General features: G+C 52.9%; 9 protein-coding genes and 2 rRNA genes. 1 reads left to right on the top strand and 10 read right to left on the bottom strand.

The annotated features are described in order from the left end of the window. Positions 1-28: 28 nt before the first annotated feature. The 8 genes from tldD to AJE_RS10410 are packed head-to-tail and all read right to left on the bottom strand — an operon-like array spanning position 29 to position 10,599. Positions 29-1,468, bottom strand: coding sequence for a metalloprotease TldD (gene tldD / locus AJE_RS10445; protein ID WP_008609555.1), 1,440 nt, complete (start codon positions 1,466-1,468; stop codon positions 29-31). Further along, on the bottom strand, positions 1,465-2,331 hold the full coding sequence (locus AJE_RS10440) for a carbon-nitrogen hydrolase family protein (RefSeq protein WP_008950811.1): 867 nt from the start codon (positions 2,329-2,331) through the stop codon (positions 1,465-1,467). The genes tldD and AJE_RS10440 overlap by 4 nt, the downstream gene beginning before the upstream one ends. Continuing rightward, positions 2,306-6,154 carry a YhdP family protein gene (locus AJE_RS10435; protein WP_008950810.1) on the bottom strand — a complete coding sequence of 1,283 codons (3,849 nt, stop codon included), beginning with the start codon at positions 6,152-6,154 and terminating at the stop codon, positions 2,306-2,308. Before AJE_RS10435 ends, AJE_RS10440 begins: the two co-directional genes overlap by 26 nt. Next, complete coding sequence (gene rng / locus AJE_RS10430; RefSeq protein ID WP_008950809.1) at positions 6,154-7,620, bottom strand: ribonuclease G; 1,467 nt, start codon at positions 7,618-7,620, stop codon at positions 6,154-6,156. The genes AJE_RS10435 and rng overlap by 1 nt, the downstream gene beginning before the upstream one ends. Then, the gene (locus AJE_RS10425) at positions 7,617-8,189 is read right to left on the bottom strand and encodes a Maf family protein (RefSeq protein ID WP_008950808.1); all 573 of its coding nucleotides are present in this window, start codon (positions 8,187-8,189) and stop codon (positions 7,617-7,619) included. Before AJE_RS10425 ends, rng begins: the two co-directional genes overlap by 4 nt. After that, positions 8,189-8,671: a rod shape-determining protein MreD gene (mreD, locus tag AJE_RS10420; RefSeq protein WP_008950807.1), complete on the bottom strand. Its 483-nt coding sequence runs from the start codon at positions 8,669-8,671 to the stop codon at positions 8,189-8,191. The genes AJE_RS10425 and mreD overlap by 1 nt, the downstream gene beginning before the upstream one ends. Then, positions 8,671-9,528, bottom strand: coding sequence for a rod shape-determining protein MreC (gene mreC, locus AJE_RS10415; protein ID WP_008950806.1), 858 nt, complete (start codon positions 9,526-9,528; stop codon positions 8,671-8,673). Before mreC ends, mreD begins: the two co-directional genes overlap by 1 nt. Before the next feature lie 27 nt (positions 9,529-9,555). Beyond that, the gene (locus AJE_RS10410; protein ID WP_008950805.1) at positions 9,556-10,599 is read right to left on the bottom strand and encodes a rod shape-determining protein; all 1,044 of its coding nucleotides are present in this window, start codon (positions 10,597-10,599) and stop codon (positions 9,556-9,558) included. A 261-nt stretch (positions 10,600-10,860) separates the two neighbouring features. Between AJE_RS10410 and AJE_RS10405 the strand changes: the two genes are divergently transcribed. Continuing rightward, positions 10,861-11,781 carry a 1-aminocyclopropane-1-carboxylate deaminase/D-cysteine desulfhydrase gene (locus AJE_RS10405; protein WP_008950804.1) on the top strand — a complete coding sequence of 307 codons (921 nt, stop codon included), beginning with the start codon at positions 10,861-10,863 and terminating at the stop codon, positions 11,779-11,781. 316 nt (positions 11,782-12,097) lie between these two features. Here AJE_RS10405 and rrf read toward each other — a convergent pair. Continuing rightward, positions 12,098-12,212, bottom strand: a 5S ribosomal RNA gene (gene rrf, locus AJE_RS10400). An 84-nt stretch (positions 12,213-12,296) separates the two neighbouring features. Beyond that, positions 12,297-15,182, bottom strand: a 23S ribosomal RNA gene (locus tag AJE_RS10395). Between the last annotated feature and the right edge of the window lie 18 nt (positions 15,183-15,200).

Below are 15,200 nucleotides of genomic sequence, written 5' to 3'. Positions count from 1 at the left end.
GATCTTATTGTAAGTTAACTTAGCGACGTTACTGGGTCCCACCCACCGTCATGGCATCCAGCTTCAGGGTAGGCTGCCCCACGCCTACCGGCACGCTCTGGCCTTGCTTGCCACAGACGCCAACACCGCTGTCGAGTTTCATATCATTACCGACCATCGACACCTGCTGCATTGCCTCAGGGCCATTGCCAATTAAGGTAGCCCCTTTGATCGGCGCCGTGATCTTGCCGTCTTCAATCAGATAGGCTTCAGAAGCCGAGAACACAAACTTACCGGAGGTAATATCGACCTGGCCGCCACCAAAGTTCGGCGCATAGATGCCTTTTTTAACACTGGCAATAATCTCTTCCGGCGCATAGTCACCGGCCAGCATATAGGTATTGGTCATCCGCGGCATCGGCAGATGCGCAAAGGACTCACGGCGGCCATTACCGGTAGGGGCTACCCCCATCAGCATCGCATTATGCTTATCCTGAATGTAACCTTTGAGTACCCCTTTTTCGATCAACACGTTGTAGGCGCTGGGGGTGCCCTCATCATCAATATTCAAGGAGCCGCGACGGCCACTCAGGGTGCCATCGTCGACGATAGTACAGTGTTTCGACGCCACCTGCTGACCGATCCGACCACTAAAGGTAGATGAGCCTTTGCGGTTAAAGTCGCCTTCCAACCCGTGTCCGACAGCTTCATGCAGTAATACGCCTGGCCAACCGGCTCCCAGCACCACCGGCATGGTACCGGCCGGCGCGTCGATAGCGGTCAGATTCACTTGCGCCATCCGCACCGCATCACGCGCATAGTGCTGCCAGCGTGGCTGACCATCAACATCGGCACTGAAGTACTGATAATCGGTGCGGGCGCCGCCACCGGCACTACCGCGCTCACGCCGGCCGTCTTGTACCAGTAACACTGAACAATTTAAGCGTACCAAAGGGCGGATATCGGTAGCGAAGGTGCCATCACTGGCCGCTACCAGCACTTCTTCGTACACGCCGGTTAAGCTGACCATTACTTGCTCTGCCCGGCTGTCCAGGCTGCGGATATAGGCTTCAATCTGATGCAACAGCGCAACCTTTTCCGTATTGCTCAGACTTTGTAATGGCTCACACGGCAGATAGATCTTGCTGTTACCACTTTTACTAAAGGCTTTTACACTGCCCTGCTGGCCCTGTGCCGCTATGCCACGGGCTGCGCCGGCGGCCTGCATCAGGGCATCGCGGTTAATGCTATCGGCGTAGGCAAAACCGGTTTTTTCACCGCTGATCGCCCGTACCCCAACGCCACGCTCAATATTAAAGGAGCCGTCTTTAACCAGGCCATCTTCCAGCACCCAGGATTCATGCACGCTGGACTGAAAATATAAATCGGCATAGTCGAGCTGATGCGCAAACAAAAAGCCCAGCGTCTGCTCCAGATCGCGGGCGCTTAGCTCAGAGGCTTGGATCAGGTTTTGTTCTACTGCATTCATGGTTTCAGCTCACTGTTAAAACGGTTATGAAGTTTTACCGGCATTTTCTGCGCCAGTTGCTGACAGTCGGTTAAATCGACCTCAACACTGATCGCACCGACATCGCTGCCGGCATCGGCCAACACCTGACCCCAGGGGTCGATAATCAGGCTATGGCCATAGGTTTCCCGGCCATTGGCATGCACGCCGGTTTGACCGGGAGCAATGACAAAACATTGGTTCTCAATGGCTCTGGCCCGCAGCAAGGTATGCCAGTGTGCAGCGCCGGTCGGCCGGGTAAAGGCCGAGGGTACCGCCAGCACATTCATTCCCAGCGCCGCCAGTTGCTGCGCCAGACCGGCAAAGCGCACATCATAGCATATCGTCATGCCGAGTTTCAGGCTGCCCTGCTGGCTTAAGGTGACTTTATTCCCCGGCATGGTGCCGGCGGATTCGCGATAACTGCCGGTACTGTCGGCAACCGCCACATCAAACAGATGTAATTTCTGATAGTCGGCCAGTAAGCGGCCATCCGGCCCGAATAACAGGCTACTGGCATAAAAGCGCTGCGGATCCGGACTAGCGGTAGGCATGCTACCGGCCAGCAGATACAGTTGATGCGCCTTGGCCAGTGCTGCAGCTTGCTGTTGCAAAAGCCCTTCACCCAGAGGGGCCTGAAACTGCCGCTGCAGCTGTTCGCCCCCACCAAATACCGCAAAGCACTCAGGCAGTACCACCAGATGTTGTTGCGCTTTAGGCAAGGTCGCGAGTAACGCGGCAACCTGAGCAAAATTGCTGGCAGGATCGGGCTGGCTGTTTAACTGCAGCGCGGATAAGCGCCAGCGGCTGTCGTTAGGCTCAGAGTAAGGGCTGGCGGCTATCATCTTGACGATTCTCAGGTTGGGCAATCCGCACCGGTACCGGAACTTCCGTACTATGGCGGTTGACTTCGGTCACCACCGGCTTGTCAAAGCTACCGGTCACGGTAAAGTTAATACGGGAGATCACTTCGGCCGACTGAAACACTTCATCCAGTGCCAGTGCCGCTAGTCCGGTGGCCGGATTGACCATCCAGGCAATAATCACCGGCAAACTGGAGGTGACTTTCGGCGAGAACGACACCTGATAATCTATCTGCCGCTTCACCAGATCGGCGTAGCCCTGCAGCTGCATATTGCCCGGCACACCATCGATCAGAAAATCGCTGGTCTGTGCCACCCCCTGATCCAGACTCAGGTTGCCGGTCATCCGGTTGTAGAAAAACCCTTTGGCAAACACATCGCGAAAATCCAGCCGCAGTTTGCGCAGTAGCGAGTTTAAGCTGAAAATTGAGAATAAGCGGGCCCCCTGATCACTGACCTCGGTCAGCGAACCTTCGCCGAGGGCAAATTTCACCTGTCCCTGTAAACTTTTTAACCGGAACTGCTGTGGTGCGCCCTGCCAGCCAAGCTGAAACTCCAGCTCACTGCGGCTGCCGCTGATGGCAGTAGTCAGCTCATACTCGGTGAGTAAGGCGCCAAGATTCGGGCTGCTGAAATTACCGCTAAACTGACTGCGTCCCAGGTCCGCATCGGGTTGCCAGTCGCCCTGTAACACAAAGCGATTGCCTTTATAATCTGAGATCAATTCGGTTAACTGCCAGTTTTGGCCAGTACCAGCGGCCTGAAGCGCCACCTTACCAAAACGATAAGGCCCGACCGAGCAGTCATTACAACTTAGCCGCAGCGGGACCATCTCCGTCAACCAGGACTGGGCAGCCAGCTCGGCTTCGGGCTCGGCCATAGCCACCGCAGTTTCCTGTGTTGTCGCAGCTTTATCCGCTAAAGGTAAATGCAGGTAGTCGAGCTGTACCTGGATGCCGTCTGTCTGCCAGGCATGAGAAAATTGCCAGCGGCTGGCCAGTTCAGCCCCATTTAACTGCAACTGCCAACCTTTGCTGTCGTTGGTTAACTCAAATACTGTATTAGTCAGCGCCAGTTGCTGTGGTAATTGCACTGTTTCAATCCGCCCCCGCACCCGCTGCAATGGCGGCAGTAGCGAGGACTCGCTGCGGCTGCTTAGCATAGGTTGCAACAATTCAAACCAGGGCACCAATTCTGCCTGTGCCAGTTTGACTTCAATACTAAAGTCCGGCTGACTTAAATTGGCTGTACTATCCCCTAAGACAAGCTGCGCCCGTTCGAAGCGACCGGTCTGATGGCTAAGTTGCGCCTGAAAATCCAATAACTGCGGGTAATTGAGCGCCAGATAACTTTGTTCAGCATTACCATTGGCCAGTAGATAGAGTTTACCAGCCTGCCCCAATGGCTTCTGATAGGGTACCGGCAAGGCTAAGGCCATCAGACCAAGATCGGCCTCCAGTGAGGCCTGATAACTGAATCCCTGCTCAGGCAATACCAAGGCCAGTTGCAACTGCCAATCGGCAGCCCCACGCAACAGTTCGCTTTGCTCTAATGCTAACAGGGTATTTAAGCTTGCCGCCGGCGCCTGACCTTGCCAGTTCATCGCCAGCTGATAGCCATCGGCTGCCATAGCTCCGTTAAAACTGGCCTGCACCGGTAGGCCCAGATAATCAAATGTCAGCCCTTCTCCCCGTAACTGTTCATTACGAAAATGTACCCGGCCATTGAGCGCATTTAACTGCATGGCAGGCGCTTGTATATTCGCCTGCACCGCTTGTAACTCGGCGACGCCACTGGCCACCACGCTTGGTTCCGTCAGGCTGATTTCCAACAAGAGTTCACCACGCACCGGGCCGGCTAACCCTAAATGCTGCAGGGTCTTACCAAGGCTGTCATGCAACGACGACTCCAGCATTAATTCGGTTAAAGCGCTGCTATCCAGTTCCGTATCAAGCCGGATATCGAGTTGTTCAGCATGCCGTAGATCCGGGATATGCGCCGTTACCGGGTCGGTAAGCGGTAATAAGCCGAGATAACCTTGCTGGCCCTCGATTAGCATAGCGGCATTATCGAACCAGAGTTCAGCCTGCAGTTCGGTTAGCGCCGGCCAGTCGGCCGCAAAACGGAGGGTACTGTCGCTAATACCGGCATAAACCTGGAAATGACCATCAGCGGCACTAAACGGATAGTCGGCAAAGGCGCCGTGCCAGAGCACTGTGGCCTGCTGCACCTGCCCAGCCTCAATAGCACTGCTTAGATAATCGCGGGTGCGCGCCGGCATATAGCGCTGCGGATAGTATTGCTGAGCCTTAGCCGCATCCAGACCCGTTAATTGTGCCAGCAGTGACAGCTCTGGTTGCTCGGCCAGCAGCAAGCTGGCCTGGGCAGCAAATTGGAAATCTGCCATCTGCAGCTGCAGCATAGGGACCTGTATGCGCCAGCCTGAGGTGGTCTGCCGGGCCAGCAATTGCAGCTGTAATTGGTCGTAGTCCCAATTGTCATTAAACAAACCGTCCCAGCTCAATTGCTGTTGCTCACCGCTAATCCCGATCCAGATTTGTTCTGCGGTCGCTGCCAGCCGGACATCTAACGCCTGCACCCCGGGAATATCGGCCACAGCGCGGCTACTCAGCTGTTCAATCAGGCCTGTCAGTTGCCATTGTTCGCGGTTAAAGCGGCTTTGCAATTTACGCAAGTAGCCCGTTGGCTGATGCGCCAGGATGGCCTGTAATAGCTGATGGTCCTCTGCCAATAACTGGGCAAGAGGTTCCAGTGCCGCTAACGGAAAATCTTGCAGCGTAGCCAGATAGTCCGCACCATCACGGCTTAGCTGCAGTTGTAAGCCAGGCCAGCTGTCATCCAGATCTGCCAGAGTCAGTGCCGTTGATAACAATTGCCAGCCACCATCGACGGGTGTCCAGAGCAACTGCCCGGGTCCCAGCCTGACACTATGTTGCTGACCGGCTCTCTGCCAATGCAGACTGTTATCTGCTAATTCCAGTTGCAGTCGGCTAAACTGGCCAGCACTGATATCAGCCCAGGCCCTAAAGTTAACAGTCGCTTTTTGTAGGCGGCTACTATGCGGAATATATTGAGCAAACCAGGGCAGCACATCCAGATCAGCGCTTTCGAGGTAAAGCTGGCCTTGCGCCTGCTGCAGATCTGCCCCCTGGAAGTCGAGGATAAAGTTGATGGTATTCGACGTGACCCCTACTATCGCGAGTTCACCGCGGCCCTGATGCCGATCACCAGCATTACGCCAGTCCAGATGCCGGATTTGCAGGATCTGCGCGGGATGTTCACTACTTACCAGCACCAATTCGCTGTCAGATAATGAGAATGCCTTGAGCTGCCTGAAAAATAGCTGCTCCAACGCCGGCAATGTCAGGTCAGGCCCGGAGCCGGCATTAGGTAACGCAAACAGCTTATCAGCATCCAGCTCATAGCGAGCACCTTTTAGTTCAAAACTCTCAGCTTTTAGGGTACGACTGAGTAACGTCTGCCAAAAATCGAGCTGTATCGAAGTTTGCTTGATACTGAGCGGGCGAGCCTCCGAAGCCTGGATACTAAGATTTTGCAACAACAGCGCGGGGCCTGTCCTTTGCCAACCGGCCGACAGCTGGCCGATCGAAACCTTAGCACCCAGTTGCTGGCTGAGTACCTGTTCGAACTGTTGTTTGTAGCTGTCGGCATAGGGTAGTGCCAGACGCAACACCGATACCACTGTTGCCAGTAATACCAGGCAGAGCGCCAGTACCACCCACAGCTTATGCAAACAGTAAAAGCACAGCGGTTTAATTTGCACTACATCATTACCACGTCGAACTGCTCCTGGGTGTACATAGGTTCAGTTTGAATACTAATTTGTTTACCAATAAATACCTGTAACTCTGCCAGACTGTGAAACTCGTCGGTAGTCAGCGCATCTCTGACAATCGGCGACACATAGACCACAAATTTATCTGCTGAGTAGGCCCGGTTAACCCGTACAATTTCGCGTAGAATTTCAAAACAGACGGTTTCTACGGTTTTTAACGAACCACGGCCCTTACATACTGGACACTCAGAACAGAGGATATGTTCCAGACTTTCGCGGGTTCTTTTGCGAGTCATTTCCACCAGCCCCAATGCAGAGAAACCATGAATATTGGTTTTCGCTCTGTCCCTGGCGAGTGCCAGCTCCAGGCTGTGAAATACCCGGCGCTTATGTTCCTCGTTCTGCATATCGATAAAATCGATAATAATAATACCGCCGAGGTTGCGCAGCCTTAGTTGCCGCGCGATGGCCTGAGTAGCCTCGGTATTGGTATTGAAGATAGTCTCGTCCAGATTACGGTGGCCGACAAAGGCTCCGGTATTAACGTCGATGGTGGTCATTGCCTCAGTCTGATCAATCATCAGATAGCCACCACTTTTCAGCGGCACCTTACGCTCCAGTGCGCGCTGAATTTCATTTTCGACATCAAACAAATCAAAAATCGGCCGCTCTCCGGGATAATATTCCAGCAGCGGGATAATTTGCGGCATAAACTCTTCGCAAAAGGCCGTCAATTGCTGAAAGGTAAGTTTTGAATCAACCCGTACCCGCTCCAGCTCAGTACCAACGAAGTCGCGCAGAATACGATAGCTCAGGCTAAGGTCTTCATAAACAACGCCTTCTTTGCGGGTGTTTTTCTTGCGCTTTAATACTTTGCTCCAGAGCTTTTTCAGGAATTTGGCATCCTGGATCAGTTCGTCTTCAGCGGCCCCTTCCGCAGCCGTACGCACGATAAAGCCGCCGCTGTCATCAACACACTTGCCAACGATCTCTTTCAGGCGCTGCCGTTCCGACTCAGACTCCAGTCGCTGTGATACGCCGACATGGGCACTGTCGGGCATAAATACCAGATGACGTGACGGCAAGGTAATGTCGGTGGTTAGGCGTGCGCCCTTGGTCCCCAGCGGATCCTTCACCACCTGTACCAGCAAATACTGTCCTTCCCGCACCAGTACCCGGATATCCTTACTGACCGCCGGCTTGGCATCCAGTTCGCCCACTTCATTGTGCTGTACAATATCGGAGGCATGCAGGAAGGCCGCTTTATCCAGCCCAATATCGACAAAGGCAGCCTGCATTCCAGGTAATACCCGGCTGACTTTACCGACATAAATATTGCCTACTAAGCCACGCCGGGCTTGCCGCTCGATATGCAGCTCCTGCAGTACCCCGTTCTCAATTAACGCAACCCGTGTTTCAGTTGGGGTAACGTTAATTAATAACTCTGCACTCATGCTGACCTCCGCAATTGTTGTATCAGGCGCTCGGTTTCACAAAGTGGCAATCCGACTACGCCGGTGTAACTGCCATGGATTTTCTCGACAAAGCGCGCGGCCAGTCCCTGAATACCATAACCACCGGCTTTATCTGCCGGTTCACCGCTCTGCCAGTAAGCGTCCAGCTCAGTATCGCTGAGCGGCCTTAACCAGACTTCGGTACTACTCAGTGCCTGTAATTGTTGCCCGGCACTGACAATGGCCACAGCGGTAAGTACCTGATGGCTACGGCCACTCAGTTGCCGCAGCATCTGCATAAAGTGGGCTTTAGATTCAGGCTTACCCAGAATTTGCTTATCTAAGATCACGCTGGTATCAGCACCCAATACCGGTAACTGCCAGTTCAGTTTATTGGCACCCGCCTGGGCCTTTTGCAATGCCAGCCGGCTGACGTAGCTCGCTGGCTCTTCGCCGGCTAACACTGATTCGTCAATCTCAGCACTGACCAGAGTGAAGTTGACAGGCAGTTGCGCCAACAATTCGCGGCGTCTGGGTGAAGCAGAGGCAAGAGCAATATCGGGATACATTATTGGATCTTCAGTTGACGACGGTAGCGACGTAACAGCCAGAATAACCAGGGCCAAGCCAACATACCGGTAAGCACAGGCCACAGATAACCGGGCCGGAAATTTACCCCGGTCAGGAAATGACTTAACCAGAATAACAGTAATTGATATAGCGCCAGAAACATCGCGACCAACAGTGCTTGCTGTAGCATTGAAAAGTTACGGATTTTCAGGTAATTGGCCGCGACGATAAAGCTGACAACCGAAAACGCCAGCGCATTAACGCCGAGTACGGTGCCGACCAGAATGTCTGTTAAAAAACCGACCACAAAGGCTGTACCAATACTTACCTTCCGGGGTAACGCCAGGGTCCAATAGATGATCACTAATAACGCCCAATCCGGGCGGAATAAGGTCATTTGATAAGGCAGCGGAATAATGGTCAGCAACAGCGCAGCCAGTAAACTCAAATAGATATATCCTAAACCTTGTGCCGGACGCATCAGGGTTGCTCCTCCGCTTGTCGCACTGCCTCAACCTGAGATCCCGGAGTCAGAATCAACACGTGCTTAATCCGATCCAACTTGGCGTAAGGCCGCGCCTGCACACTGATAAATGGTTGACTATCATCACGACTAACACTGACCACTTCGGCAACCGGATAACCTTCCGGGAAACGGCCATCCAGGCCCGAGGTTAGTAAACGATCACCTTCGCGGATATCGGTACTTAGCGGTAAATGAATCAACCGCAGCTGATCCCACTGCCCGATACCCTCAGCAATAGTGCGGATCCCGGTGCGCTCTGCTCGTAGCGAGATAGCATGAGTGTTATCCGAAATCAGGATGGCGCGGCTGCTGGTTGGGGTAACGCTGATAATCTGCCCGACTACGCCTTTATCATCAATCAGCGGATAGTGGACGGCAACACCGTCATTACTGCCCTTATTCAGTACCACCTGGTGCGAAAACGGATGACTGTAAACGGCCAGCACCTCAGCAATCAAACGCTGGCCTTCCACCACTGGCGCCGAACCAAGTAACGCCCGTAGCTTATTATTTTCCAGCTGCAGAAAATTCAATAACTGCAGCTGAGCGTCCAGTTGCAACAACCGCGCTTTTAATGCGGCATTTTCCTGCAGTAATTGTTGCTGTGACATCAGTTGCTCTGAGGCACTGGTGATCACACTTTCCGGTAAACTGGCGGCGTAAAAAAGTGGGCTGACCGCTGAGGTCAGATAACTGCGAACTTGGGTGGCACTATCCGTGTAACGGTCAACAAACATCAGCCCGATACTGCAGGCTACCGCTAAAACTAAACGCAGCCCGAGTGCCGGGCCGCGTGCAAAAAAGTCATTCATGTAAGTCTCAGAAAGTGAGAAACCTCTTTACTCGTAGCTGAACACATCACCACCGTGCATGTCGATCATTTCCAGTGCCTTACCACCACCGCGAGCCACACAGGTTAAAGGATCATCAGCAACCACCACCGGAATGCCAGTTTCTTCCATTAACAAGCGGTCTAAATCACGTAGCAGTGCACCACCACCGGTTAATACCATACCACGCTCAGAAATATCTGATGCCAGCTCAGGCGGTGATTGCTCCAGCGCCACCATAACTGCACTGACGATACCCGCCAGCGGTTCTTGCAACGCTTCCAGGATCTCGTTGCTGGTCATCGTAAAGCTGCGTGGCACCCCTTCCGCCAGGTTACGGCCACGAACTTCAATCTCCAACACATCATCACTTGGGTAGGCAGAGCCAATTTCTGTTTTAATGCGCTCAGCAGTGGCTTCACCGATCAAGATGCCGTAGTTGCGACGGATATAGTTAACAATAGCATCATCAAACTTATCGCCACCAATCCGCACTGAAGATGAATACACCACACCGTTTAACGAGATAATGGCAACCTCAGTAGTACCACCACCGATATCCACCACCATAGAGCCTGTTGCTTCCGACACTGGCAAGCCGACACCGATAGCGGCAGCCATTGGTTCATCAATCAGATACACCTCACGGGCACCAGCCCCCTGGGCTGATTCACGAATGGCCCGGCGTTCAACCTGAGTGGAGCCACAAGGTACACAGACTAGTACCCGCGGGCTTGGCCGTAGGAAACTGTTGCTGTGCGCCTGACGGATAAAATGTTGTAACATTTTTTCGGTAACGTAGAAGTCAGCGATAACACCGTCTTTCATCGGCCGGATCGCTTTGATATTGCCAGGAGTACGCCCCAGCATCCGCTTAGCAGCATGGCCAACGGCAGCGACACTTTTTGGACCACCCGCTCTTTCCTGACGGATCGCAACAACAGAAGGTTCGTTCAGTACGATACCCTGATCTTTAACGTAAATCAGTGTATTAGCAGTACCAAGGTCAATGGACAGATCGTTGGAAAATATACCGCGCAATTTATTAAACATGGGGAAGGTGGATCCTTTTAACGACATCCCGCTGCAACGACCTGGGCGCTTGCAGTAGGAAAAATTTTATACGAAATTATGGCTATTCTAAGTAAGTCTCCGCCAAGAAAATAGCTTTTTGTCAGTTTTTTACCAAATAAAAACCGCATCAGTCATAAAGTGACAATTGGCACCGCACAGGTCGCCAGTGTTCCGCTTTTTTCACGCACAGCTGTTACAGATCGTTATAATAATGCCGGGTTTTCATCTGAGCGATTTTCCATGGCGTCCTTACCAACAGCGACTTATCACTGGCAGCGCCTGCCCATTGCAATGGATCAGGATGCCCCCCAGCTGTGGATCTGCACCTTACAGGCTCCCGTTGTTGAGGTTGCTGGTAATAAATGGCTGAAACTACACTCAGCATTACAACAACGCAAACCCGGACAAGGCCTGCTCAGCTTCGGTGGCGCCTTCTCCAACCACCTCGTCGCCCTGGCAGCTGCCGGCCAGCACTACCACTTTCCTACTATAGGACTGGTCAGAACCGAGCAACTCGACACGCATAATCCAACTTTAAGGCGCTGTCGGGAACTCGGCATGCAGCTGATTGCCCTCGACCGGATAAGCTATAGACAACAGCAACAACCAGAGTTCCTTGCCCGGCTAAAAATAACCTATCCGGACTATTTGATTCTGCCAGAAGGTGGCAGTGACCTTGCCGGGGCGGAAGGTGTGGCGCAGTTACCGCTATTACAAACCCCCGACGGCGATGCCGATCTGTTGTGCTGTGCTACCGCCAGTGGCGGCACCCTGGCAGGTTTAATCCAGCGCTACCCCGAAGTACGCTGCTTGGGTTTGCCAGTGGTCAAAGACACATCTTTAGCAGATCGTATTAAGCAGTGTTTACCGCCGACATCGTCTTATCAGAATTGGCAACTGGCCGAGGCAAATTCGGCCTATGGCAAGGTTAACGCTGAGTTAGTAGCGTTCTGTTGTCAGCTAAAACTACACTATCAGCTTACTACTGAACCTATCTATACCGGTAAGGCACTACAGCTATTAAGCCAACTGCTGCAAACGGGTTCTTTAAGCGGCGTAAAGCGTATTGCCTTTTTCCATACCGGCGGCTTGCAGGGTTTGCACGGACTTTACTACCGGCGCTTACTCACTGAAGCGCAGTACCGGTTGTTGTTAACCTGATCGCAATAGGTCCCTTCATGCCCTCGCAGAGCGCGGGGCGTTCAGCCGGCGCCAAGCCAAACTGTTGGCTTGTCGAATTTCCGGCTTCACTGTACTACTCTGCGCATGGTATCGCCCTTCATAAATACTCCGATATAGCATGGCGACAAAACTGCCGGGAGCAGTTTTGGACTGCCGCAGGCAGGCCCGAAGGGCGAAACACAGGGATGTGTTTCGCAATGCCACCGCTGTGGCTGGCATGGGAGAGCAGTACCCCCGCGTAGCGGATAAAGCAAAAAGCCCACTCGACTGAGTGGGCTCTTTGGCTTTATGAGGTGCCTGGCGGTGTACTACTCTCGCATGGCGAATGCCACACTACCATCGTCGCAGCTGCGTTTCACTTCTGAGTTCGGAATGGAGTCAGGTGGTTCCACAGCGCTATTGCCACCAGGCAATAACTGGTTTGTCTGTTCTTTAACTTAGCAAGCTGATTGTATGCACACTGTATTCTTTCTTTAAAACATCTTGGGCGTTGTATGGTTAAGCCTCTCGGGCAATTAGTATGAGTTAGCTCAACGCCTCGCAGCGCTTCCACACCTCACCTATCAACGTTGTGGTCTCCAACGACCCTTTAGTACCCTCAGGGGGTAAGGGATAACTCATCTTGTGGCCGGCTTCCCGCTTAGATGCTTTCAGCGGTTATCCGTTCCGAACATAGCTACCGGGCAGTGCCATTGGCATGACAACCCGAACACCAGCGGTTCGTTCACTCCGGTCCTCTCGTACTAGGAGCAACTCCACTCAATTATCCAACGCCCACGGCAGATAGGGACCGAACTGTCTCACGACGTTCTAAACCCAGCTCGCGTACCACTTTAAATGGCGAACAGCCATACCCTTGGGACCGACTTCAGCCCCAGGATGTGATGAGCCGACATCGAGGTGCCAAACACCGCCGTCGATATGAACTCTTGGGCGGTATCAGCCTGTTATCCCCGGAGTACCTTTTATCCGTTGAGCGATGGCCCTTCCATACAGAACCACCGGATCACTATGACCTACTTTCGTACCTGCTCGACGTGTCTGTCTCGCAGTTAAGCTGGCTTCTACCATTACACTAACCGTACGATGTCCGACCGTACTTAGCCAACCTTCGTGCTCCTCCGTTACGCTTTAGGAGGAGACCGCCCCAGTCAAACTACCCACCAGACACTGTCCGCAATCCCGGTTCAGGGACCTACGTTAGAACATCAAACATACAAGGGTGGTATTTCAAGGACGGCTCCACCAGGACTAGCGTCCCAGCTTCAAAGCCTCCCACCTATCCTACACATGTAGGGTCAATGTTCAGTGCCAAGCTATAGTAAAGGTTCACGGGGTCTTTCCGTCTAGCCGCGGGTATACGGCATCTTCACCGCAATTTCAATTTCACTGAGTCTCGGCTGGAGACAGCCTGGCCATCATTACACCATTCGTGCAGGTCGGAACTTACCCGACAAGGAATTTCGCTACCTTAGGACCGTTATAGTTACGGCCGCCGTTTACCGGGGCTTCGATCAAGAGCTTCGCTTGCGCTAACCCCATCAATTAACCTTCCGGCACCGGGCAGGTGTCACACCCTATACGTCCACTTACGTGTTTGCAGAGTGCTGTGTTTTTAATAAACAGTTGCAGCCAGCTGGTCACTGCGACTCTCATATGCTTACAGCGCAAGGCCTTCACACACAAGAGCGTACCTTCTCCCGAAGTTACGGTACTATTTTGCCTAGTTCCTTCAGCCGAGTTCTCTCAAGCGCCTTGGTATGCTCTACCTGACCACCTGTGTCGGTTTAGGGTACGGTCACCAATACCTGAAGCTTAGAGGCTTTTCCTGGAAGCAGAGCGTCAGCAACTTCGTCACCGTAGTGACTCGTCTCGTGTCTCAGTCTTAGAGAAGCGGATTTACCTACCTCTCCAACCTACGCACTTTCACGCGGACTACCAACGCCGCGCTTGCCTAGCTTTCTCCGTCCCCCCATCGCAGTATTGGCCGGTACGGGAATATTAACCCGTTTCCCATCGACTACGCCTTTCAGCCTCGCCTTAGGGGCCGACTCACCCTACCCTGATTAGCATGGGATAGGAACCCTTGGTCTTTCGGCGGGGAAGTTTTTCACTCCCCTTATCGTTACTCATGTCAGCATTCGCACTTCTGATACCTCCAGCATGCCTCCCGGCACACCTTCGCAGGCTTACAGAACGCTCCTCTACCACTCATGCAATGCATGAATCCGCAGCTTCGGTGGATGATTTTAGCCCCGTTACATCTTCCGCGCAGGCCGACTCGACTAGTGAGCTATTACGCTTTCTTTAAAGGGTGGCTGCTTCTAAGCCAACCTCCTAGCTGTCTATGCCTTCCCACATCGTTTTCCACTTAATCATCACTTTGGGACCTTAGCTGGCGGTCTGGGTTGTTTCCCTTTTCACGACGGACGTTAGCACCCGCCGTGTGTCTCCCGAGTAGTACTCACCGGTATTCGGAGTTTGCATGGGGTTGGTAAGTCGGGATGACCCCCTAGCCCAAACAGTGCTCTACCCCCGGTGGTATTCGCTCGAGGCGCTACCTAAATAGCTTTCGAGGAGAACCAGATATCTCCGAGCTTGATTAGCCTTTCACTCCAAGCCACAAGTCATCCCCTACTTTTTCAACAGTAGTGGGTTCGGTCCTCCAATTAGTGTTACCCAATCTTCAACCTGCTCATGGCTAGATCGCCCGGTTTCGGGTCTACACCCTGCAACTAGTTCGCCCAGTTAAGACTCGGTTTCCCTACGGCTCCCCTATTCGGTTAACCTCGCTACAGAATGTAAGTCGCTGACCCATTATACAAAAGGTACGCAGTCACCCAACAAAGTGGGCTCCCACTGCTTGTACGTACACGGTTTCAGGTTCTATTTCACTCCTCTTACAGAGGTTCTTTTCGCCTTTCCCTCACGGTACTGGTTCACTATCGGTCAGTCAGGAGTATTTAGCCTTGGAGGATGGTCCCCCCATCTTCAAACAGGATACCACGTGTCCCGTCCTACTCGTTTTCACTATAAAGGTGTTGTCGTGTACGGGGCTATCACCCTGTATCGCTCAGCTTTCCAGATGATTCCACTAACACCAATCTAGCTTAAGGGCTAGTCCGCGTTCGCTCGCCGCTACTAACGGAATCTCGGTTGATTTCTTTTCCTCGGGGTACTTAGATGTTTCAGTTCTCCCGGTTTGCCTCCTTAACCTATGTATTCAGTTAAGGATAGTGAGTAAACTCACTGGGTTTCCCCATTCGGATATCTACGGTTCAGCGCCTCTTACCGGCTCCCCATAGCTTTTCGCAGGTTAGTACGTCCTTCATCGCCTCTGACTGCCAAGGCATCCACCGTGTACGCTTAGTCACTTAACCATACAACCCCAAAATGTC

This window comes from Alishewanella jeotgali KCTC 22429, assembly GCF_000245735.1.
GTDB classification, from domain to species: Bacteria; Pseudomonadota; Gammaproteobacteria; order Enterobacterales; family Alteromonadaceae; genus Alishewanella; species Alishewanella jeotgali.
Note: the sequence above shows the minus strand (reverse complement) of the source record. Positions and strands in the feature narration are given on the sequence as shown.